Below are 22,105 nucleotides of genomic sequence, written 5' to 3' on the forward strand. Positions count from 1 at the left end.
TAATTATTAATATATTGTTGATAACAATTATCATTCGTGTTAGTTTTTGTGCCGAACTTTTGCTGTTATGTAACAAATAAAAAGCAGTAAAAGACTAGGGATCTCGCACAGCACACTCGTTATTATGGAATTTTCTTATGTACACTTCGCCCTTTGGAAAAGTATTTAGAGCTCATCCTTTAGCATTTGCTATGGCTTTAACTGTTCCTTCATTTGTTTATGCAGATGAGAAAAATGGTACAGCCACTTTAGAAACGATAAAAGTACAAGCAGAACAAGAAAATTCCGCTGTTACCGAAGGTTCGGGCAGTTACACAGCTAAAAGCGCAAATACTTCTACAAAATTAAATTTATCACTTCGTGAAACACCTCAATCGATCAAAGTTTTAACTCGTGAATATTTAGATGATCGAAAAATCGATTCTTTTCAAGATTTAATGAACAATATTACGGGTGTTTCAACTTCACGTACCGATGAGCGTCAAAGAGTTTATGCACGTGGTTTTGAGGTTGATTATTACTTAATTGATGGAATACCTAGTACTACGAACTTAGGCACTGGAGATTTAGATTTAGATATTTATGATCGTATTGAAGTCGTAAAGGGTGCCAATGGCCTAACCATAGGTGCTGGTAATCCAGCAATGGCGCTAAACATGATTCGGAAACATGCAAATTCAAAAGAACTAACTGGTAATGTCAGCACATCTTTAGGTTCGTGGAACTCTTGGAGTAGCTCAGCAGATGTTTCTACGCCACTTAATGCAGATGGATCATTGCGTGGCCGCATGTTTGTAAAACATTCTGATGAAAAATCATTTATGGATTTTTATGAGAAAGAACGCAATGTATTTTATGGTGCCCTTGATTATGATCTGAGCGATAAAACCAGTATGTCACTTGGGGCTACATATCAAGAGTTACATCGTGACGGTATCCGTTGGGGCGGAACACCTGCTTTTTATACTGATGGGACTCGTACCAATTTTTCTAGAAGCTTAACAGTAAGTGCACCTTGGACTTACTGGGATGTAAATACAACGGCAGTATTTGCAAACTTAAAGCAGAATTTATTTAATGACGTTAATTTAAATATTGCTTATACCTTCCGTAAGGAAGACACAGCTTCTATGTTGTTATATACAGCTGGAAAAGTAGACAAGGCAACCAATACCAGTCCATTAAAAAATGAAGATGGTAAGGATAATGTCTCAGTATATGGCGCAAAAGCTGCAAATGAAGAAAACAATATTGATATTTTTATCAATGCACCATTTACGCTTTTTAATCGTCCGCAAGAAATCATTATTGGTGGATCTTGGAATAAAAATGAGAAAACAAAGGATATTTTTGGTGGATCTAACACAAACCAAGACATTGAACAGTATTTAGGTGGACCACTTAACTATAATGATATGGCTCAAGAGTTGCTTCAGCCTGTTGTTTTAAACGGTAAAAATGCGCTGAATGAAACCACACAAACTGCTGCTTATGTTGCTGGTAAATTTCAGATTCTGGATCCTTTGAAAATTATTGCTGGGGCACGTTTATCTAACTGGGAATATAAGTCTGAAAATGATAAAGGTAACCGTGAATTTAACAATGAATTAGCACCATATGTTGGCGCTATTTATGATTTTGCCCAAGATCATTCTGTGTATGCGAGTTATACAGAAATTTTCAAACCTCAAGAACGTAAAGATGTAAATGATCAATATATTGATCCGATTACAGGTAAGAGTTATGAGGCCGGTTTAAAGAGTGAATGGTTTGGAGGGCGGTTAAATACGGCATTGTCAGTATTCCGAATAGAACAATCTAATTTTGCTGAGTTGATACCGGGAGTATTTATTGTCCGCAATGGTACACAAACTACAGAGCAGGCCTATCGCGCTGTAGATGGTGTTGAAAGTAAAGGTTTTGAGTTTGAAGTTGATGGCGAGATTAATGACAATTGGGGTATTAACTTTGGTATTGCTAATTTTGAAGCAAAAGATGCACAAGGCACAAAAGTTAATACGACAAACTCTCGAACAACCTCGAATCTATTTGTTAAGTACAAACTTGATCAATGGAGTGCAGGACTAGGTTTAAATTATAAGAGTAAATACTATACGGGTAGTGGAAGCTCTCGTATTGAGCAAGATGCGTATGTTTTAGCAAGTGCGATGCTTGGCTATCAAGTAGATAAAAATATCAAACTTCAATTTAATATCGACAATATTTTTGATGAAAAATATTATGAAGGTATTGGTGACAACTCAATGAATTGGGGCACACCACGAAATGCAACGGTGAGTGTTCGTTATAACTTCTAATTACTGGTTCTTTTAAATCTTTATTGATAAGTCCTCTTCGGAGGGCTTTTTTCTATTTATTCAACATAATTTCTTGATACACAGAATAGCTTTTATATACATAGAGTGATTTATAAGCAGTTGTACTTATAAATATGATTTCCCTTTCAAATTCCATTCATTTTTGACAAAATGAAACATGTCACAATGGTCAATTTAAAGTAACATGCGCATTAATAGTTTTGCACTGATTTTGCAGGAATTTTGCATGCTCTTTTTAAATTGTTATACAATACAAAAGCTTAATCAAAGTTTTTAATTAAAACTCTTAATGATATGTTAGAAGTATTTCGATCCACTTCAAGCAAACTGATATTGCTACTTGTTATTGTTTTAGTAGCTATACTGCAATATCAATTTTGGTTAGGTGAGGGTGGCTATCTCCCTCATCAGGCTCTCATGCAACAAATTCAGCAACAAGCTGAAGTTAATGAAGAGCTTAAAGAACGAAACCGTATTTTGGCAGCAGAGGTTTTTGACCTGAAAAATGGTACAGAAGCAATAGAAGAACATGCACGCCTTGATCTAGGTTTAGTTAAACCACATGAGACATTTGTTCAAATGAGTACAATTAGTACCCATTACAAGCCTATTTATATTGACCCGAACGCTAAAGTTGATTTGGAAACGAATGAGACACCTGCATCCCCAGATATCCCAGACTAAATTATGGGCAGTTATTCCCGCTGCAGGATCAGGAAGTCGTTTTTCTAAAACTGAATTGAAGCAGTATCAATATATTCAGAATACGACTGTTTTAGAGCATACTGTTCGGCGTATAAGTCAACTTCCATTAGATGGTTATATTTTGGCAATTGGTGCCCAAGATACCTTTGCCCAAACTCTTGCATTTCAAAATATAGATAAGGCGCAATTTTGTGCGGGTGGGGCGGAACGAGTTCATTCGGTATTAAATGCGTTAAATCATCTTTTAACTTTTGCCGATGAAAATGATTGGGTACTTGTTCATGATGCTGCACGACCTTGTGTAACAATTGACTGTTTAAATACCCTTGTTCAAACAGCAGTTGAGTCAAATCATAGTGCTATTTTAGCGATTCCTGTTCGTGACACGTTAAAGCAGGTCGAAGTAAATAATCATATTAACAAAACGGTAAGCCGTGATTTCTTATGGCAAGCACAAACCCCTCAAATTGCGAAAATCGGTAAACTTAAAAAAGCAATTGAATATGCTTTAGAAAATAACGTCGCTATTACCGATGAGGCAAGTGCACTTGAGTATATGGGTGAAACTGTACAAGTCGTAATGGGACGATCGGATAATATAAAAATTACCTATCCCGATGACTTAGAGCTTGCACGTTTAATTCTTCAGTCTCAATCTTAATTGCCTCTTTTTGTATTTGCTTAGAAGACAAAATATCTAAGCAAATCCATCTACATATCTCTTTATAAGATCTCATATTCTTTTACATTGATCAGTCCTACCATCTAGCAAGATGATACGAGTACTTTAGATAATGTTCGATCATCGAACAAAAAACATTTATACCGAACAAAACTATGGTCTGATAACTAGATCAAATTATAAAAATTATCAAGAATGTTTAGAAAGGGAAATCTAAGGGAAACACTCGGGATTGAGTGAAATATTTATCTATTCTTCTTGCCTCAGTGTGCCTACCTCTCTTACCTATCTCTTCTTCAATGAGCACAATGGAGTTGTCTAATGATTGACAAAAGTAAGTCCTCACTAAGCGAGGCACTATCGCAGATTAAAGATGGTGCAACCATTCTGATTGGTGGTTTTGGTACCGCAGGACAACCCGCTGAACTCATTGACGGACTGATTGAACTGGGTGTAAAAGATTTAACCATTGTCAGCAACAATGCCGGTAACGGTGATTACGGTCTAGCGAAACTGCTTAAAGCCGGTTCGGTTAAAAAAGTGATTTGTTCTTTCCCACGTCAGGCAGACTCTTATGTGTTTGATGAGTTGTACCGTGCCGGAAAGGTTGAACTTGAAGTGGTGCCGCAAGGCAATCTGGCTTGTCGTATTCAGGCAGCAGGTATGGGGTTAGGTGCTGTGTTTACCCCAACAGGCTTTGGAACACTTTTAGCTGAAGGTAAAGAAACCCGTGAGATTGATGGGAAAGATTACGTACTTGAATATCCGATCAAGGCGGACTTTGCCTTGATTAAGGCTTACAAGGGCGACCGCTGGGGCAATCTGGTTTACCGTAAATCTGCACGTAACTTTGGCCCGATCATGGCGATGGCTGCTGATGTCACCATTGCTCAGGTGTCTGAGGTGGTTGAGCTAGGTGGATTAGATCCGGAACACATCATCACCCCAGGTATCTTTGTACAGCATGTTGTACAAGTCTCACCCGCACAGTAAGCAATAAGGAGAAATAACATGAGCTACCAGAAACTCAGCCGTGACCAGATTGCAAAACGTGTGGCACAAGATATTCCAGATGGCGCCTATGTGAACTTAGGCATTGGTTTACCGACCAAGATCGCCAGCTACCTACCGAATGACAAAGACATTTTTCTTCATTCTGAAAATGGCCTATTGGCTTTTGGCCCACCACCAGCAGCAGGTGAAGAAGACCCTGAACTGATTAATGCGGGTAAAGAGTTTGTGACCATGCTTGAAGGTGGCAGCTTTTTCCATCATGGCGACTCATTTGCCATGATGCGTGGTGGTCACCTTGATATTGCCGTGCTTGGCGCCTTTCAGGTTGCAGCCAATGGTGACTTGGCCAACTGGCACACCGGTGCACCGGATGCAATTCCTGCGGTAGGTGGTGCAATGGATTTGGCTGTAGGTGCCAAGAAAGTCTTTATCACCACAGACCATGTGACCAAGCAAGGTGAACCAAAGATTGTCGCTGAGCTCACTTATCCGGTAACGGGTAAAAAATGTGTTGACCGTATTTACACGGATCTTTGCGTGATTGATGTGACCAAAGAGGGTTTAAAGGTGCTTGAGAAAGTTGAAGGTCTTAGCTTTGATGAGTTGCAGGCTTTAACGGGTGCAACTTTGATTGATGCGACTCAAGGGTAAGGAAGTAGGGAAATGACATTAAAAAACGCTTATATCATCGATGCCATCCGTACTCCATTCGGCCGTTATGCCGGTGGTCTTGCACCTGTCCGTGCCGATGACCTTGGCGCTGTGCCGATTAAAGCACTTATGCAACGCAATCCAAATGTAGATTGGGAACAGGTCGATGATGTGATCTACGGCTGTGCCAACCAAGCCGGTGAAGATAACCGTAATGTCGGTCGTATGTCAGCTCTCCTTGCAGGTTTACCATATCAAGTACCAGCAACCACCATTAACCGTTTGTGCGGTTCTTCACTCGATGCCATTGCCATTGCTGCCCGTGCCATTAAGGCAGGTGAAGCGAACTTGGTGATTGCGGGTGGTGTGGAAAGTATGAGCCGTGCACCCTATGTGATGGGCAAGTCTGACAGTGCTTTTGGCCGTAGCCAGAAGATCGAGGACACCACCATGGGATGGCGCTTTATCAACCCAAAACTTAAAGAATTGTATGGTGTAGACACCATGCCTCAGACTGCCGAAAACGTGGCTGAACAGTTTAACGTGAATCGTGCAGATCAGGACCAGTTTGCCTTGGCGAGCCAACAACGCACCGCAAGCGCGCAAGCCAAAGGCTTTTTTTCTAACGAAATCGTGACAGTTGAAATCCCTCAGCGTAAGGGTGATGCTGTTGTGATTGATACCGATGAGCACCCACGTGCATCAACTACCCTTGAAGGTTTAAGCAAACTTAAACCTGTTGTAAAAGCAGACGGTTCAGTTACTGCGGGTAATGCTTCAGGCATTAACGATGGTGCAGCAGCTTTATTGATTGCTTCTGATAAAGCTGTTCAAGCTTACAACTTAAAACCACGTGCCAAGATCATTGCTTCAACAGCTGTGGGTGTAGAACCACGCATTATGGGTTTTGCTCCGGCACCAGCCATTAAAAAACTACTTAAACAAGCCAACCTGACTTTAGAGCAGATGGATGTGATTGAACTGAATGAAGCGTTTGCTGCACAAGCTTTAGCAGTGACCCGTGATGTAGGTTTGCCAGATGATTCTGACAAAGTGAATCCAAACGGTGGTGCAATTGCATTGGGTCATCCACTTGGTGCATCAGGTGCACGCCTCGTGACCACAGCCTTAAACCAGCTTGAGCAAACAGGTGGTCGTTATGGCTTGTGTTCAATGTGTATTGGTGTAGGTCAAGGCATCGCTTTGATTATTGAGAGAGTCTAATTATGAGCCAGTTATATGCCAGCTTATTTTATCAAAAAGACGTCACTGACATCTTTAGTGACTCATCTTTAATCACATACATGATTCAGGTTGAAGTTGCGTTAACGCAAGCACAGGCAAAAGTTGGCGTGATTCCTCAAAATGCAGCTAATACCATTGCCCAAGTAGCTGAGCAGGCATTAGATAAGTTTGATTTTTCAGCTTTGGCTGTGGCAACTGGCTTAGCTGGAAATATCGCAATTCCATTTGTAAAACAACTTACAGCAATTGTTAAAGATGTTGATGAAGATGCTTCGCGTTATGTGCATTGGGGTGCAACCAGTCAGGATATTTTAGACACAGCTTGTATTTTGCAATGCCGTGATGCGTTGAACATTGTGGAAGTTCAACTTAAACAATGCTATGCGAGTGCGTTAGAACAAGCCAAGCAATATCGTCATCAAGTCATGATTGGACGTACATGGTTACAGCAAGCTTTGCCAATCACTCTAGGGCATAAACTCGCTCGTTGGGCTTCTGCATTTAAGCGTGACTTAGATCGTATCCAAACTATGAAATCACGTGTACTCACTGCTCAGTTAGGTGGTGCTGTGGGTTCATTAGCTTCTTTGCAAGATCAAGGTTCGCTTGTAGTAAATGCATTTGCTCAGCAGCTGAATCTAATCACACCGACAAGCACATGGCATGGTGAGCGCGACCGTATTGTAGAAATTGCAAGCGTACTTGGCATGATTGTTGGGAATACGGGCAAGATGGCACGTGATTGGTCTCTTATGATGCAAACCGAAATTGCAGAATTGTTTGAACCAACTGCAAAGGGTCGTGGTGGTTCATCAACTATGCCGCATAAACGTAATCCAGTGGCAGCAGCTTCAGTACTTGCAGCAGCAAATCGTGTACCAGCGCTGATGTCTAGTATCTATCAAAGCATGGTACAGGAACATGAGCGTAGTCTAGGTGCGTGGCATGCAGAATGGTTAGCAATTCCTGAAATTTTTCAACTTTGTGCTGGAGCATTAAGTCGTACTGGTGAAGTTTTACAAGGTTTCGAAGTTAATGCTGAGCATATGCAACGTAACCTTGAATGTACCAACGGATTGATTATGGCGGAAGCTGTAATGATGGCGCTTGCTCCAAAAATTGGACGTTTAAATGCTCATCATGTTGTTGAAGCAGCTTGTAAAACAGCAGTCGCACAAAATCAGCATTTATCTGAAGTTGTTAGTCAGTTAGATGGAGTAAAAGAACATTTTTCCCTAGCAGAAATTTTGGAAATTTTTAAAGCAGAAAACTATTTGGGCAACATTCAAGCTCAAATTGATGCTGTTTTACAAGAAGCACAAGGAGGAGACATAAAGTGAAACAGACTATTAGCAATCGCCAAGGAAAACAGCTCGCTGTCTATACCGAAGGTTTAAAAGATGCTCCAGCACTTGTGCTATCTAACTCATTGGGAACAGATCATGGAATGTGGCAGCCGCAAATAGATGAGCTAAAAAGTCATTTTAATGTCATTACATACGACACACGTGGTCATGGTGAAAGTGATGTAATTAGTGATACTACATTGCAAAACTTAGCGGAAGATGTTGTTGATATTTTAGATACCTTAAATATTGAAAAAGCTCATTTTTGTGGAATTTCCATGGGCGGAATTACAGGACTTTGGTTAGGTATTCATCATCCAGAGCGCTTTCTAACCATTACTGTCGCTAACTCTGCAGCCAAAATTGGACAGGCTGAGGCTTGGCTAATTCGAGCTGAGTCGGTAGAACAAAATGGTTTAGCTGAGTTGGTTAAAACTACGCATACACGTTGGTTTAGCGAAAAATTCGACTATCAGCATAATGTGGTTGCACAAACAACTATTCAAAGTCTAGCAAACACACCAGTACAAGGTTATGCCAATGCATGTCGTGCTTTAGCACATGCTGATTTAAGAGATGAGCTTGCACAAATCCAAATTCCGGTATTACTGATTGCAGGAACAGAAGATCCAGTGACGACAGTAGCAGATGCTGAGTTTATACAGAATGCAGTCAAGAACAGTCAACTTGCTAAATTGGAAGCATCACATCTTTCTAATATCGAGCAACCGCAAAGATTTACTCAGGAATTGACTAGGTTTATTCAGCAAATCTAATAGCTCAGTAGTTTAAAAGGAATTGGCCTTAAGGAGGCAAATATGGCGTCTCAGGATTACGCTGCACCAAATAAAAGTATCGATGCTCAAGCGCTGATTAATGATGCTCCACTTAGTAAATATCAATGGATGATCGCAATCATCTGTTTCTTAATTATTTTTACTGATGGTATCGATACTGCTGCGATGGGTTTTATCGCTCCAGCATTGGCTCAGGACTGGGGTGTTGATCGCTCTCAGTTAGGACCAGTAATGAGTGCTGCACTTGGTGGAATGATTATTGGAGCTTTGGTTTCTGGACCGACAGCTGACCGCTTTGGTCGAAAAATCGTTTTAGCTTTTTCGATGCTTGTGTTTGGTGGATTTACCTTGGCATCTGCTTATGCAACCAATTTAGATAGCCTTGTCGTTTTACGCTTTTTGACAGGTATTGGACTTGGTGCAGCTATGCCGAATGCCACCACATTATTTTCTGAGTATTGTCCAACCCGCATTCGGTCATTGCTCGTGACATGTATGTTTTGTGGATACAACTTGGGTATGGCTACAGGTGGTTTTATTAGTAGTTGGCTTATCCCGACCTACGGCTGGCACAGTTTATTTTTGCTCGGCGGCTGGTCACCTTTAATTTTAATGGTTTTAGTGATTGTGGTGTTACCTGAGTCTTACCGCTTTTTAATTGTGAAAGGTAAGAATCCTGAAAAAGTACGCAAAATCTTAAATCATATCGCGCCTGCTCAAATTCAAAATGCGACTGCGTTTCACGTGCCAGAAGAGAAAACCGAAACAGCTCAAAAGAAAAATGTCTTTGGAATTATGTTTTCTAAGCCATATGCGAAAGGAACACTTTTACTTTGGTTGACCTACTTCATGGGCTTAGTGGTTGTTTACTTGCTGACAAGCTGGCTACCAACGCTTATGCGTGAAACAGGTGCTTCCATGGAGCGTGCTGCGTTTATTGGCGGTTTGTTCCAGTTCGGCGGTGTAGTGAGTGCGCTGTTCATTGGTTGGGCGATGGATAAATTTAATCCGAACCGAGTCATTGCCATTTTCTACTTTGCCGCAGGTCTATTTGCGATTGCTGTTGGTCAAAGCTTAGGAAACTCAACATTACTTGCAGTATTGGTGCTTTGCGCGGGTATCGCAATTAATGGTGCGCAATCTTCAATGCCAGCGTTAAGCGCTCGTTTCTATCCAACACAGTGCCGTGCAACGGGTGTGTCTTGGATGACAGGTATTGGACGTTTCGGTGCAGTCTTTGGTGCTTGGATTGGTGCCGTACTACTCGGCAATGATTGGTCGTTTACCGCCATTCTCAGTTTATTACTAATTCCAGCGACCGCTGCGGCTGTTGCTGTATTTGTTAAATCACTTGTTGCGCATACCGATGCAACTTAATAGAGGTCTATCACAATGAATGATGAACAACGCTATAAACAAGGCATTGAAGTGCGGACTGAAGTTTTGGGTGAAAAGCATGTTGGTCGGTCTTTGCAAAACCTAAATGACTTTAACCAAGATTTCCAAAATTTTATTAGCCGTTACGCATGGGGTGAGGTGTGGTCTCGTCCGGGCTTATCACGCCATACCCGTAGTTTAGTCACTATCGCAATCTTATTGGCACTTGGCCGTGAAGACGAACTACGTATGCATTTACGTGCTTGCTTCAACAATGGCGTAACCAAAGAAGATTTAAAAGAGTTGATCTTACATAGCTCACTTTATGCAGGTTTACCTGCTGCAAACGCTGCAATGCATATGGCTGAAGAAGTCTTTAAAGAGTTGGGAATAGAAGTCAACTCAGTTGCAGCGAAAGAACAGGATTAAGGAGATAAAGATGTCACAACATAGCTGGGGTGCTTACGCCCAACGTAATACAGATGATCATCCACCAGCGTATACGCCAGGTTATAAAACAAGTGTATTACGTTCGCCAAAAAATGCATTGATCTCTATTAACGAGACTTTAACTGAAGTTACTGCGCCGCATTTTTCTTCAAATTTGTTTGGTCCAAAAGATAACGATCTGATTTTGAATTATGCCAAAGATGGTTTGCCAATTGGTGAGCGTGTCATAGTTCATGGTTATGTTCGTGATCAATTTGGTCGTCCTGTAAAAAATGCACTTTTAGAAGTATGGCAAGCCAATGCTTCTGGTCGTTACCGTCATCCAAACGATAAGTTTATTGGTGCAATGGACCCTAACTTTGGTGGTTGTGGTCGTACCTTAACTGACGAAAACGGGTTTTATATTTTCCGAACCATTAAACCGGGCCCATACCCATGGCGTAACCGTATTAATGAATGGCGTCCAGCTCATATTCATTTTTCTTTAATTGCTGATGGTTGGGCTCAGCGTCTGATTTCACAGTTTTACTTTGAAGGCGACACGCTCATCGATACTTGCCCGATCTTAAAAACGATTCCTTCTGAAGATCAACGTCGTGCATTGATTGCACTAGAAGATAAAAACAACTTTATCGAAGCTGATAGCCGTTGTTACCGTTTTGATATCACTTTACGTGGTCGTCGAGCGACTTACTTCGAAAATGAATTGACTTAATCGGGAGCACGAGCATGAATAACTGGAATTTTCAGGAATTAAAAGAAACTCCATCTCAAACGGGTGGACCTTACGTTCACATTGGTTTGTTACCGCAACAAGCAAATATCGAAGTTTTTGAAAACAACTTTAATAACCAGTTGGTACAAGACCAGACCAAAGGTGAGCGCATTCGTCTTGAAGGTCAAGTATTTGATGGATTAGGTTTACCACTACGCGACGTGTTGATCGAGATTTGGCAGGCCGATGCGAACGGTATTTACCCGAGTCAGGCAGATACACGTGAGCAAAAAGCTGATCCTGCATTTCAGGGCTGGGGCCGTACAGGTGCAGACTTTGAAACGGGTGTTTGGAGCTTTAATACAATTAAGCCGGGTGCTACAGCAGGCCGTAAAGGTTCAACTCAAGCACCTCATATTGCATTAGTCATTTTCGCTCGTGGTATTAACTTAGGTCTTCACACACGTGTTTATTTTGAAGATGAAGCTGAAGCAAATGCTAACGATCCAATTCTAAATAGCATTGAATGGGCACCACGTCGCCAAACACTTATTGCAAAACGTTCTGAACAAAATGGTGAAGTTGTTTACCGCTTTGATATTCGTATTCAGGGTGATGACGAAACTGTATTTTTTGATATTTAAGAAACACCTAAGGCTACACCTGATTATTCAAGGATGCGTGTAGCCTTTTTAAGGATGAACGATATGAACATGAAAACATTATTAAGCCTAAGTTTGCTTGCACTCCCATTTTTTACAGCACAAGTGAATGCTGAACCGGTTGTTTTAGCTGCTCAAACACAACCTGCCGCTACAGCCGTTAAAACGATTGTTCCGATTACCGCAAAAACTAAAGAAAAAGCTCTGGCACAAGCTCAAGTCATTGCAAATACGGCAGATGCTGATTTAGCAGAGTTCCGTATCGACTTACTCAGTTTTGCAAGTGATACAAAACAAGTTATTGCCTTGGGTCATGAATTGAAAAAAATTTTAGGCAATAAACCAATGATTGCCACAATTCGTACTAAAAACGAAGGTGGACAGCTTGCAATTAGTGATGCCGATTATGGTAAGACTTATCAGGCTTATTTAAAAAGTCCTTTCATGGATTGGTTAGATGTTGAAATGTTCCGTGATCAAAAAGTAGTTTCAGAGATTGTTCAAAAAGCACATCAAAAGAAAGTGCTAGTGGTCATGTCTAATCATGACTTCCAAAAAACGCCAAGCCAAGATGAAATTGAAAAACGCTTGTTAAAACAAGACCAGTTGGGCGCAGATATTCTAAAAATTGCTGTAATGCCAAAATCTAAACAAGATGTCTTCACTTTAATGAATGCAACTTTAAAAGTCAGCCAGCAAACCACTAAGCCATTATTGACAATGTCGATGGGGCAATTAGGTACGATTTCTCGTGTTGCAACAGCTAATATGGGCGGAAGTTATAGCTTTGGCATGATTGGTGAGGCTTCTGCACCCGGTCAAATTGATGTGACTAAGCTCAAACAGATTTTAAAAACCGTTCAACCAACAAACCCATAAATCATAAGGATATGATGAAATGAATACATTACGTTTAACTACTCTTGCATTAGGTTTGATGGTTTCAGGCATAGCTGCGGCTCAAACTTATGTGGTTGACCGTTATCAAGACGATAGCAATAAAGGCTCTTTACGCTGGGCAATTGAACAAGCCAATGCAAACCCAAGCGAAGCTAGCGACATTTTGATTCAAGCAGTAGGCAAAGCACCTTATGCGATTAAATTAAATAGTGCACTTCCTGAAATTAAAGCACCTGTCAAAATCATTGGTACCCAGTGGGATAAAACTGGTGAATACATCGCAATTGATGGTTCAAACTATATTAAAGGTGAAGGTGCGAAAGCTTGCCCTGGTGCAAACCCTGAGCAGTACGGAACCAATGTCCGTACCATGACCTTACCGGGGTTGGTACTGCGTGATGTGAATAATGTCACTTTGAAAGGTTTAGACATTCATCGCTTCTGTATTGGTGTATTGATTAACCGTTCAAGCAATAACCTCATTCAACACAACCGTATTAGTAATAACTATGGTGGTGCTGGTGTCATGTTGACTGGTGATGACGGGCAAGGTAACCCAACTGCAACGACGACCAATAACAACAAAGTTTTAGACAATATTTTCCAAGACAATGGTGATGGCTTAGAACTGACACGTGGTGCGGCATTTAACTTAATTGCGAATAACCATTTTGTTTCAACGAAAGCAAACCCAGAGCCATCACAAGGTATTGAAATTTTGTGGGGTAATGACAATGCTGTAGCTGGTAATAAATTTGAAAACTATTCAGATGGCTTACAGATTAACTGGGGTAAGCGTAACTATATTGCCTATAACGAACTGACCAATAATTCGATTGGTTTTAACATGACGGGTGATGGAAACATTCTCGATAGCAACAAAGTGCATGGTAATCGTATTGGTGTAGCCATCCGCTCTGAAAAAGATGCAAACGCAAAAATTACTTTGACTAAAAACCTGATTTGGGACAATGGTAAAGATATTAAGCGTTGTGAAGCTGGCGGTTCATGTGTACCAAATCAGCGTTTAGGCGCAATTGTATTTGGTGTGCCTGCACTTGAGCATGAAGGATTCGTAGGATCGCGTGGGGGCGGTGTAGTTGTAGATCCATCTAAACAACAAAAAACTTGTACGCAGCCAAATCAACAAAACTGTAATGCTCAGCCGAATCAGGGTATTAAAGCACCTAAGTTAACCGCTAATAAAGGTTCAGTGGCTGTAGAAATTAATGGTTTACCAAGCCAACGCTATCAAGTGGAGTTCTTTGGAAATCAAAATGCGGCATCAAAAGAAGCTGAGCAATATTTAGGAGCTGTTACCGTTGCTACAGATGCCGAAGGTAATGCAAAAGCGAATTGGAAGCCAACTGTAAAAGTTGCCTCAATTACAGCGAATGTAACTGATCGTTTTGGAGCGACGTCTGAACTTAGTTCGGCCGTACAAATTAAATAACAACAATAAGGGAAGCGCCTCGCACAGAGGCGCAGCATAGAAATGATAAAAGGGATTTGAAATGCCAAATTTAATGAAACTGAGTGTGTTAACAATCGCTGTATTAGGCAGTCAATTTGCGCTTGCTAATGAGCCGTGGTCACAAGATCGTCAATGGTTGCTTGGTGACTGGAATGGAAAACGCCAGCAGCTAGAGCAACAAGGTTATAAATTTACAGCTTCTATTATGAGCCAAGCTGCCACAAATTTAGATGGTGGTTATAACGATAGCAATACATTTGAAAATGCTGCGCAACTTTCTTTGGGTGCAAACTTCGATTTAGAAAAAATTGCTGGATGGAAAGATACAACAGCGAGCCTAGTCGTGACTAAACGTGACGGCAATGCATTAACTCTTGAGCGTATTAAAGACCCACGTTCTAGCCAATTGGGTAATGCTCAAGAGATTTATGGACGCGGTAAAATCTGGCGTTTATCTCAAGCATGGGTGAAAAAAGGTTTCGTTGATAACACCGTACAGGTCAAATTTGGTCGTATGGGAATGTCAGAGGACTTTAATAGTTCTCAATGTGAGTTTCAGAACTTATTGCTTTGCGGTGGACAGCTAGGAAAATCAATCGGTTCAATTTGGTACAACTCACCAGTCGGTGTTTGGGCGACAAACGTTAAATATCAATTTGCCCCTGAGTGGACTTTGGGATTGGGGGTGTATGAGGTCAATCCAGACAATATTAAAACCGAATCAAATAGTGATGGTTTTAATCTGGATATGAACAACGTAAAGGGCGCAACCATACCAGTTGAGCTTGCATGGAAACCAAAACTTACCGCTTTTAATGGTTTACCGGGTGAATATAAAGTAGGGGCGCTGTACTCAACCGCAGAAGCGAATGATATTAAGACGGCGGATAAAGTTCATGATGGAAAACAAAGTTTCTGGATTAATGCACAGCAACAACTGACGAATAAAGGCGAAGATCCGAAACGCGGTTTATATATCAGTTTTAACGGCGTTGTAAATGATAAAGCAACGACTTTTGTTCAAAGTACGCAACAGCTTGCTCTTTGGTATAAGGGGCCATTTGATAGCCGTCCAAATGATTCGATTGGTTTTGGTATTGCCAATTATGTGGTCAATGATCGTGCTAAAGATAAGCAGATCGCAACAAATGAAAGTCGTGGATATTATAGCTATGATGCACTTGCATCTGACTATATTCCAATTCAAGACGACGAACTAAATGTCGAGCTGAACTATACCTACCAATGGTCTCCGGCCGTCATGTTACGTCCAAACATTCAATATATCCATCAACCTGCGGGTGTAAAAGAGGTCGATGATGCTTGGGTGGCAGGCTTGAGTGTAAAAGTTAATTTTTAACAGTATTTATGGCTGGTTAGACATGGTTTAACTGGCTCAAATGCTTGAACTATTCGGGTTCAGTATATGTGGAGTAGGATCTATGTCTGAGTCAGATTCTAAGTTTCATATCTTATTCAAAATATGGTGTTTTATTTTAGGCTTAGCTTTATTGGCTACAGGTGTTTTTTACATTGTAGGCGGTGGAAAGCTAGTATCACTCGGCGGTTCTTGGTATTTCTTAGTTGCAGGGCTATTTATTACCCTTTCTGCAATTAGTATTTTCCGAAAAAAAGCGCTTGGTGTCTGGATTTTTGCGGCTGTCTTTGTTGGCACCGTAATTTGGTCACTGGTTGATGCGGGCTGGGAATTTTGGCCATTATTCTCGCGTTTAATGTTTCCTGCTGGTCTTTTTGCTGCTTTATTATTTACGCTACCTTCAATTCGACGCTACCAATTTCAAACCAGTTTGGCATCTTCATCTTATGCAGTAGGTGGATTAGTTGTTGTAGGTATGTTGATTGCGCTTTACCAGATGTTCCAACCGCATCCAACGGTAGCAAGTTCAGGTGAAAAGCTCCCTTTAGTGCCCGTTGACCCAGCTAAAAAACAGGTGAATTGGGAAAATTATGGAAATGATGCAGGCGGTAGCCGCTTTGTTGCTCTCGATCAAATTAACAGAGATAACGTTCATAAATTAAAAGAAGCTTGGCGTTTTAGAACAGGCGATTTTACAACGGGTAGTGGCAATGGTGCTGAAGACCAAATGACACCGCTACAGGTTGGAAATAAAGTCTTCTTATGTACACCACATAATAATATTTTTGCGATAGATGCTGACTCGGGCAAACAGCTCTGGAAAGCTGAAGTGAACTCGAAAGCCGATGCTTGGGAACGTTGTCGTGGTGTTGCCTATTTTGATTCAACCAAACCACTTGTTCAACCAACTTTGGCTGGTGCAAATGCAGTAACCGCGGTTGCAACAAATACGGCATGTCCACGTCGTGTATATACCAATACACCTGATGGTCGTTTAATTGCAGTCAATGCAGATAATGGTCAGCGCTGTGCGGACTTTGGTGTAAATGGAACGGTTGACCTGCTTGAAGGCTTAGGTGGTGGGACTAAGGCTCCACGTTTTGAGGTGACTTCTGCACCAACTATTGCAGGTACAACCATTGTGGTCGGTAGCCGTATTGCCGATAACGTAGCCGCAGATATGCCGGGCGGTGTTATCCGTGGTTATGACGTGATTACGGGTAAACTTCGCTGGGCGTTTGATCCACGTAATCTAGATCCTAACTATGTTCTTAAACCGGGTGAAACCTATAAACGTAGTTCGGCAAACTCTTGGGCTGCAATGTCTTATGATCCGCAAATGAATACGGTGTTCTTACCTATGGGTAGTTCATCTGTCGACATTTGGGGCGGTAACCGTAATCCGTTAGATCATAAATACAATACTTCTGTATTAGCACTTGATGCGACAACAGGTAAAGAAAAGTGGGTGTATCAAACTGTTCATAACGATTTATGGGACTTTGACTTACCTATGCAACCGAGTCTAGTCGACTTCCCATTAAAAGATGGTACGACTAAACCAGCTGTTGTGATTGGAACCAAATCAGGCCAATTTTTTGTGCTTGACCGTGTAACTGGTAAACCGCTGACTAAAGTGATTGAACAGCCAGTGAAAGCTGCGAATATTCCGGGTGAGCAATACAGTGCAACTCAACCACGTTCAGTTGAAATGCCTCAAATTGGTAATCAGACTTTAACTGAGTCAGATATGTGGGGTGCTACGCCATTTGACCAACTGATGTGCCGTATTAACTTTAAGTCAATGCGTTACGAAGGTTTATTTACTGCACCAGGTACTGATGTTTCATTAAGTTTCCCAGGTTCTTTGGGTGGCATGAACTGGGGTAGTATTGCTTTTGATCCAACTCATCGTTATATGTTCGTGAACGATATGCGCCTTGGATTATGGATTCAATTAATAGAGCAAACTCCTGAAGACATTAAGATTCAAGCGAATGGTGGGGAAAAAGTAAACACAGGTATGGGCGCTGTACCAATGAAAGGTACCCCGTATAAAGTGAATAAAAACCGCTTTATGTCAGCACTAAGCATTCCTTGTCAGAAACCGCCGTTTGGTACGATGACTGCGATTGATTTGAAAACTCGTCAAGTTGCATGGCAGGTACCATTAGGTACGGTTGAAGATACTGGCCCTATGGGAATTAAGATGGGCTTAAAAGCACCGATCGGTATGCCAACCATTGGTGGTCCGATGGCAACTCAAGGTGGTTTGGTTTTCTTTGCTGCAACACAAGATTACTACTTACGTGCATTTGATTCATCTACAGGTAAAGAACTGTGGAAATCACGTATGCCAGTAGGTAGTCAGGGCACACCAATAAGCTATGTTTCACCTAAAACAGGTAAACAATATGTGGTTGTTACCGCAGGTGGAGCACGTCAATCACCTGATCATGGCGATTATGTGATCGCTTATACTTTAGAACAGTAATTAAATAAGGCAAAAGAAAGAATTTCTCTTTTGCCTTTTATTTTTAATATATTTTTTATATAAAAGAAGAAAAGTAAATTCTATATTTTTAACTAGATAGCTTTACCAAGTAGTAAAAAAGTGCTTGAAGTTATTATCAAACTTAAAATTTTCTTAAAAGTTATTTATCTTGAACACTAGGCACAGCCGAACTATTAAGCATTTTCTTATAATGTTTTACCTATAAATAAAAGGCTGGGATTTATTAAGTTTTGTTTAACTTAAAGTTGTGAATTTTAATTAGAAATAAACATTATCAAGTTTTTGATAGAGAAAATTAGGGTATTTTTGTTGGAAAAATGAGCGTAAATATATACTTATATTATATTTATATAATTTATTGGGTTGCGTTAGAATAGTCGTCGCAGATTATTACTACCCAGTAATAATTTGTATTTCAGGAATTTAAGCTCTTTTTAGCTTAAGGCTCATCGCAAGATGAGCCTTTTTTTATGACTTGACGAAAGCTATTTTTAACTACTATTAAAATAGCCTAAGTAAAATTAAGCAAATAAATACTGATGAGAATCACAAAAAATAGTCTTTAATGACAAGAAGTGTCTGATTTGTTAAATTAAAGCCACTTGATAATAATAGGTGATACGATGAGATTTTTGGTTCTTGCAACTTTATCTGGTTTAGCTTTGATGGGTTGTGCTTCTGTTCAGCAAGCACCGAATACACAAGAGACAATTCGTTATGCTTCTAGTCCATGCTTTGGCGCATGCCCAATCTATTCTGTGGAAGTAACACCTACGGGTTTAATTCGTTTTGAAGGTAAACAATATACAAAAGCTATCGGTGTTAAAGAAATTCAAGGTAGCGTAAAAGATTATAAAAAACTTGCAGATGATCTAAAAACTTACCGACCTGAAACAGGTACACAAGCGAAAACTGGTGGATGTCAGCAAACTGCAACCGACATGTCTAGCTATTATATTTCATGGATTCAACCAAATGGTACAGAAACTAAGTTAAGCCATTATAAAGGTTGCATGTCTCCAGCAAATAGTAGACTTAATAAGATTATGGATAACTTGCCAGATCAATTAGGCATTAAAGATCTAATTTAATGACAAAAGCCCCAAAACTTTGGGGCTTTTTCTTGTTAAGAACAATTATAAACTTAAAAATTTTATTTTAAGTATTCCTAAACAAATCAGCGTATAATACAAATTATAAAAATATATATTGTTAAGAGTGGTTATATGTCAAATATTGTCTATGCCTTTGTAGGTGGTTTATTACTCGGCATCGCAACAGTTGGATATTTATATATAAATGGTCGTATAGCCGGAATTAGTGGATTACTTGCTCAAGTTATAAATCCTACTAAAGATATTTTTAAAAGTTCAGCATTTTGGTTTATTGCTGGGCTCGTGATTACACCTTTCATATATGGCTATTTCTATCAGCCTGAAATTGAAATTAAAGCCAATACATTTGCACTTATTTTAGCAGGTGTACTTGTTGGCTTTGGAACCCGGTTAGGCGCTGGATGTACAAGTGGGCATGGTATTTGCGGTATGAGCAGATTATCAAAACGCTCAATAGTGGCGACAGTAGTTTTTATGTTTGCTGGCATGTTAACGGTTTATATCATTCGTCATGTGCTGGGGTAATCCTATGAAAAACATTTTTTCTTTTATATTTGGTGGTTTGTTTTCATTAGGCTTAATGATTTCGGGCATGTCTAATCCTGAAAAGGTATTAGGTTTTTTAGATATCTTTGGGCAGTGGGATATTAGCTTAATGTTTGTGATGTTAGGTGCAATTTTTGTGGCATTTATTCCATTTCAAAAGGCTATAAAAAGCCCTAAAACACTTTTTAATGAACAAATTCAATTACCAACAAATACACAGATTGACCAAAGATTAATTGTTGGGGCTTTTATTTTCGGTATAGGCTGGGGAATAGCAGGGATATGTCCAGCACCCGCTTTAACGCTTATAGGGTTAGGATATTTTGAAGCGCTTTATTTTATTGTCGCTATGTTATTAGGAATGTTTATTTACCGAGTCTTAAATAAAGGAAATTAAACCTATGCAACAACCTCTAGTAAAAGATTTTTTTGATGAAAACACCAATACTTTTAGCTATGTTGTTGCAGATTTAGCGACTCATCAATGCGCAATTATTGATAGTGTGCTTGACTATGACGCAGCTTCGGCAACTACAAAAACAACTAATGCCGATCGTATTGTCGATTATGTTTTGGCTCAAAACTTTAAAGTGCAATGGATTTTAGAAACTCACGTCCACGCCGACCATATGACCGCGGCTCAATATTTAAAATCTAAATTGGGCGGTACAATTGCAATTAGTCAAAAAATCTCAATCGTACAAGAAACATTTTCCACTATATATAATTTTGATTTTAAAAAATTTAATGAAAATCAGCCTTTTGATTATTTGTTCGAAGATTATGAACATTTCAAAATAGGAGATATAGAAGCCTATAACATTCCTACACCAGGGCATACACCTGCTTGCTTAAGCTATGTGATTGGTGATGCTGTTTTTGTCGGTGATACTTTATTTATGCCCGATTATGGCTCAGCGAGATGCGACTTTCCTAAAGGAAGTGCTGCTGAGCTTTATGATTCCGTACAAAAGCTTTACCAACTTCCTGACGAAATGCGTATGTTCTTATGCCATGACTATAAACCCGAAGGTCGTGATGAATATATCTGTCAAACAAATATTAAGACTCAAAAGCAAAGCAACATTCATTTAAACCGACGCGTTTCTAAGGACTCATTCATAAGAATGCGCCAAGAACGAGATGCAACTTTGGCAATGCCAAAATTAATTTTGCCTTCCATTCAAATTAATATGAACGGTGGAAATTTTCCGGAACCTGAAGCGAATGGCATCCGTTATTTAAAAATTCCATTTAATTACTTCTAAAAATAGCCTAAGCAACTCTTTAAATTACCATCATTCTCTATAAATAGCCTAAGCAAAATAAATTTCATTTCAATAAAATAGCCTAAGCAAGATTTAAAGAACTTGCCTCAAATCCCGCGAAGTCTCTTGCAATAAAGGCAAAATGTGTTGAATTAAATATTCTTCAGTTGTTTTCATAGTAGGTGAAACAATATTTAAAGCTGCAACGACTTTAAAGTCTTGTCCATAAATCGGTACGGCGAGCGCATGAACTCCTAATTCATGTTCTTCACGCGAATAACACCAGTCTTGTTCTCGAATCTCTTTTAGTAACTCTAAAAATTTATCATTTTCGACATGGGTATATTTAGTTAAACGCTGAAGTGGATATTTTTGAAGCCAGTCGAGTTGTTCTTGTTGGCTTAAATGCGCCAGTAAAATTTTACCCGCTGAGGTCGCATGAGCAGGCAGACGGTTACCTAAGTGTAAGCCGTATGGATTTACACGGTCTGTTTGTTGGTGCGCGGCACTACGGGCAATGGTAATGGCTTCATACCCATCAAGTACCATCACGGAGTAAATGAGAGAAGTTTGGTTAGTTAACAGATTTAATAAAGGCTGAGACACTTTCGGAAGCTGGGCTGCACCCAAATAAGCTCCTGAAAACTTCAAGACTTTGGGAGTTAAATAATAATAATGTCCATCAGATTCAAGATAACCTAAATATTCTAAAGTTAATAAATGGCGTCTTGCGGCTGCACGAGTGAGTCCGGTTTTTTCGGCCGCCATCGAAATATTTAAACGATGTTGATTACTACTAAAGCTATCTAAAATTGCCATGCCTTTACCAATACCAGCAATGTAATCTTCATGACGAATCGTTTTTTTGTTGTCCTGATTCTGGATTATCCGTTCATCTTTACTCATTACTGGTCCTTGTACGATAG

21 protein-coding genes are annotated in these 22,105 nt (G+C 40.0%); 20 read left to right on the forward strand and 1 reads right to left on the reverse strand.

Going from position 1 to position 22,105, the window contains the following annotated elements:
* The first annotated feature begins 137 nt into the window (after nucleotides 1-137).
* The 20 genes from chuA (at nucleotide 138) to F931_RS07725 (ending at nucleotide 21,179) form a co-directional block, all read left to right on the forward strand.
* A complete protein-coding gene (chuA, locus tag F931_RS07630; protein WP_016140806.1) occupies nucleotides 138-2,318 on the forward strand; it encodes a TonB-dependent siderophore receptor in 2,181 nt (726 codons plus the stop codon).
* A 315-nt stretch (nucleotides 2,319-2,633) separates the two neighbouring features.
* Nucleotides 2,634-3,023: a cell division protein FtsB gene (ftsB, locus tag F931_RS07635; protein ID WP_005069056.1), complete on the forward strand. Its 390-nt coding sequence runs from the start codon at nucleotides 2,634-2,636 to the stop codon at nucleotides 3,021-3,023.
* Entirely contained in the window at nucleotides 2,989-3,705 is a 717-nt protein-coding gene (gene ispD / locus F931_RS07640; RefSeq protein WP_016140807.1) for a 2-C-methyl-D-erythritol 4-phosphate cytidylyltransferase, read from the forward strand. Before ftsB ends, ispD begins: the two co-directional genes overlap by 35 nt.
* Before the next feature lie 342 nt (nucleotides 3,706-4,047).
* Nucleotides 4,048-4,719, forward strand: a complete 672-nt coding sequence (locus F931_RS07645) for a 3-oxoacid CoA-transferase subunit A (protein WP_016140808.1) — start codon at nucleotides 4,048-4,050, stop codon at nucleotides 4,717-4,719.
* 18 nt (nucleotides 4,720-4,737) lie between these two features.
* Nucleotides 4,738-5,391 carry a 3-oxoacid CoA-transferase subunit B gene (gene pcaJ / locus F931_RS07650; RefSeq protein WP_016140809.1) on the forward strand — a complete coding sequence of 218 codons (654 nt, stop codon included), beginning with the start codon at nucleotides 4,738-4,740 and terminating at the stop codon, nucleotides 5,389-5,391.
* A gap of 12 nt (nucleotides 5,392-5,403) precedes the next feature.
* On the forward strand, nucleotides 5,404-6,615 hold the full coding sequence (pcaF, locus tag F931_RS07655) for a 3-oxoadipyl-CoA thiolase (RefSeq protein WP_016140810.1): 1,212 nt from the start codon (nucleotides 5,404-5,406) through the stop codon (nucleotides 6,613-6,615).
* A gap of 2 nt (nucleotides 6,616-6,617) precedes the next feature.
* Nucleotides 6,618-7,976, forward strand: coding sequence for a 3-carboxy-cis,cis-muconate cycloisomerase (pcaB, locus tag F931_RS07660; RefSeq protein WP_016140811.1), 1,359 nt, complete (start codon nucleotides 6,618-6,620; stop codon nucleotides 7,974-7,976).
* Nucleotides 7,973-8,758 (forward strand): 3-oxoadipate enol-lactonase, encoded by a 786-nt coding sequence (gene pcaD / locus F931_RS07665; protein ID WP_016140812.1) that lies wholly within the window; start codon nucleotides 7,973-7,975, stop codon nucleotides 8,756-8,758. The genes pcaB and pcaD overlap by 4 nt, the downstream gene beginning before the upstream one ends.
* Nucleotides 8,759-8,800: 42 nt before the next feature.
* Nucleotides 8,801-10,156, forward strand: coding sequence for a 4-hydroxybenzoate transporter PcaK (pcaK, locus tag F931_RS07670; RefSeq protein ID WP_016140813.1), 1,356 nt, complete (start codon nucleotides 8,801-8,803; stop codon nucleotides 10,154-10,156).
* Between the two features lie 15 nt (nucleotides 10,157-10,171).
* Nucleotides 10,172-10,585, forward strand: coding sequence for a 4-carboxymuconolactone decarboxylase (pcaC, locus tag F931_RS07675; protein WP_016140814.1), 414 nt, complete (start codon nucleotides 10,172-10,174; stop codon nucleotides 10,583-10,585).
* A 10-nt stretch (nucleotides 10,586-10,595) separates the two neighbouring features.
* Nucleotides 10,596-11,321, forward strand: coding sequence for a protocatechuate 3,4-dioxygenase subunit beta (pcaH, locus tag F931_RS07680; RefSeq protein WP_000077913.1), 726 nt, complete (start codon nucleotides 10,596-10,598; stop codon nucleotides 11,319-11,321).
* A 14-nt stretch (nucleotides 11,322-11,335) separates the two neighbouring features.
* Nucleotides 11,336-11,965, forward strand: coding sequence for a protocatechuate 3,4-dioxygenase subunit alpha (gene pcaG, locus F931_RS07685; RefSeq protein ID WP_016140815.1), 630 nt, complete (start codon nucleotides 11,336-11,338; stop codon nucleotides 11,963-11,965).
* A 69-nt stretch (nucleotides 11,966-12,034) separates the two neighbouring features.
* A complete protein-coding gene (gene aroD / locus F931_RS07690) occupies nucleotides 12,035-12,862 on the forward strand; it encodes a type I 3-dehydroquinate dehydratase (protein WP_080649625.1) in 828 nt (275 codons plus the stop codon).
* A gap of 19 nt (nucleotides 12,863-12,881) precedes the next feature.
* On the forward strand, nucleotides 12,882-14,336 hold the full coding sequence (quiC, locus tag F931_RS07695; RefSeq protein WP_016140817.1) for a right-handed parallel beta-helix repeat-containing protein: 1,455 nt from the start codon (nucleotides 12,882-12,884) through the stop codon (nucleotides 14,334-14,336).
* A 61-nt stretch (nucleotides 14,337-14,397) separates the two neighbouring features.
* Nucleotides 14,398-15,717, forward strand: a complete 1,320-nt coding sequence (gene quiX, locus F931_RS07700; RefSeq protein WP_016140818.1) for a carbohydrate porin — start codon at nucleotides 14,398-14,400, stop codon at nucleotides 15,715-15,717.
* A gap of 82 nt (nucleotides 15,718-15,799) precedes the next feature.
* Entirely contained in the window at nucleotides 15,800-18,229 is a 2,430-nt protein-coding gene (gene quiA, locus F931_RS07705) for a glucose/quinate/shikimate family membrane-bound PQQ-dependent dehydrogenase (RefSeq protein ID WP_016140819.1), read from the forward strand.
* Between the two features lie 653 nt (nucleotides 18,230-18,882).
* Nucleotides 18,883-19,341, forward strand: coding sequence for a DUF6438 domain-containing protein (locus F931_RS07710; protein ID WP_080649628.1), 459 nt, complete (start codon nucleotides 18,883-18,885; stop codon nucleotides 19,339-19,341).
* A 135-nt stretch (nucleotides 19,342-19,476) separates the two neighbouring features.
* Complete coding sequence (locus F931_RS07715; RefSeq protein ID WP_016140821.1) at nucleotides 19,477-19,890, forward strand: YeeE/YedE family protein; 414 nt, start codon at nucleotides 19,477-19,479, stop codon at nucleotides 19,888-19,890.
* A 4-nt stretch (nucleotides 19,891-19,894) separates the two neighbouring features.
* Nucleotides 19,895-20,308: a DUF6691 family protein gene (locus F931_RS07720; protein ID WP_025470291.1), complete on the forward strand. Its 414-nt coding sequence runs from the start codon at nucleotides 19,895-19,897 to the stop codon at nucleotides 20,306-20,308.
* A 4-nt stretch (nucleotides 20,309-20,312) separates the two neighbouring features.
* The gene (locus tag F931_RS07725) at nucleotides 20,313-21,179 is read left to right on the forward strand and encodes an MBL fold metallo-hydrolase (protein ID WP_016140823.1); all 867 of its coding nucleotides are present in this window, start codon (nucleotides 20,313-20,315) and stop codon (nucleotides 21,177-21,179) included.
* Nucleotides 21,180-21,272: 93 nt separating this feature from the next.
* On the opposite strand, the gene pcaU is transcribed toward F931_RS07725, so the two are convergent.
* Complete coding sequence (gene pcaU, locus F931_RS07730) at nucleotides 21,273-22,085, reverse strand: IclR family transcriptional regulator PcaU (RefSeq protein WP_004701378.1); 813 nt, start codon at nucleotides 22,083-22,085, stop codon at nucleotides 21,273-21,275.
* Nucleotides 22,086-22,105: the final 20 nt, after the last annotated feature.

The sequence above is a fragment of the Acinetobacter pittii ANC 4050 genome (assembly GCF_000399685.1).
GTDB lineage: Bacteria > Pseudomonadota > Gammaproteobacteria > Pseudomonadales > Moraxellaceae > Acinetobacter > Acinetobacter pittii_E.

Coding starts and splice junctions, on each gene's coding strand:
- chuA (WP_016140806.1), top strand. CDS start 138: ATGTACACTTCGCCCTTTGGAAAAGTATTTAGAGCTCATCCTTTAGCA.
- ftsB (WP_005069056.1), top strand. CDS start 2,634: ATGTTAGAAGTATTTCGATCCACTTCAAGCAAACTGATATTGCTACTT.
- ispD (WP_016140807.1), top strand. CDS start 2,989: ATGAGACACCTGCATCCCCAGATATCCCAGACTAAATTATGGGCAGTT.
- F931_RS07645 (WP_016140808.1), top strand. CDS start 4,048: ATGATTGACAAAAGTAAGTCCTCACTAAGCGAGGCACTATCGCAGATT.
- pcaJ (WP_016140809.1), top strand. CDS start 4,738: ATGAGCTACCAGAAACTCAGCCGTGACCAGATTGCAAAACGTGTGGCA.
- pcaF (WP_016140810.1), top strand. CDS start 5,404: ATGACATTAAAAAACGCTTATATCATCGATGCCATCCGTACTCCATTC.
- pcaB (WP_016140811.1), top strand. CDS start 6,618: ATGAGCCAGTTATATGCCAGCTTATTTTATCAAAAAGACGTCACTGAC.
- pcaK (WP_016140813.1), top strand. CDS start 8,801: ATGGCGTCTCAGGATTACGCTGCACCAAATAAAAGTATCGATGCTCAA.
- pcaC (WP_016140814.1), top strand. CDS start 10,172: ATGAATGATGAACAACGCTATAAACAAGGCATTGAAGTGCGGACTGAA.
- pcaH (WP_000077913.1), top strand. CDS start 10,596: ATGTCACAACATAGCTGGGGTGCTTACGCCCAACGTAATACAGATGAT.
- pcaG (WP_016140815.1), top strand. CDS start 11,336: ATGAATAACTGGAATTTTCAGGAATTAAAAGAAACTCCATCTCAAACG.
- aroD (WP_080649625.1), top strand. CDS start 12,035: ATGAAAACATTATTAAGCCTAAGTTTGCTTGCACTCCCATTTTTTACA.
- quiC (WP_016140817.1), top strand. CDS start 12,882: ATGAATACATTACGTTTAACTACTCTTGCATTAGGTTTGATGGTTTCA.
- quiX (WP_016140818.1), top strand. CDS start 14,398: ATGCCAAATTTAATGAAACTGAGTGTGTTAACAATCGCTGTATTAGGC.
- quiA (WP_016140819.1), top strand. CDS start 15,800: ATGTCTGAGTCAGATTCTAAGTTTCATATCTTATTCAAAATATGGTGT.
- F931_RS07715 (WP_016140821.1), top strand. CDS start 19,477: ATGTCAAATATTGTCTATGCCTTTGTAGGTGGTTTATTACTCGGCATC.
- F931_RS07720 (WP_025470291.1), top strand. CDS start 19,895: ATGAAAAACATTTTTTCTTTTATATTTGGTGGTTTGTTTTCATTAGGC.
- F931_RS07725 (WP_016140823.1), top strand. CDS start 20,313: ATGCAACAACCTCTAGTAAAAGATTTTTTTGATGAAAACACCAATACT.
- pcaU (WP_004701378.1), bottom strand. CDS start 22,085: ATGAGTAAAGATGAACGGATAATCCAGAATCAGGACAACAAAAAAACG.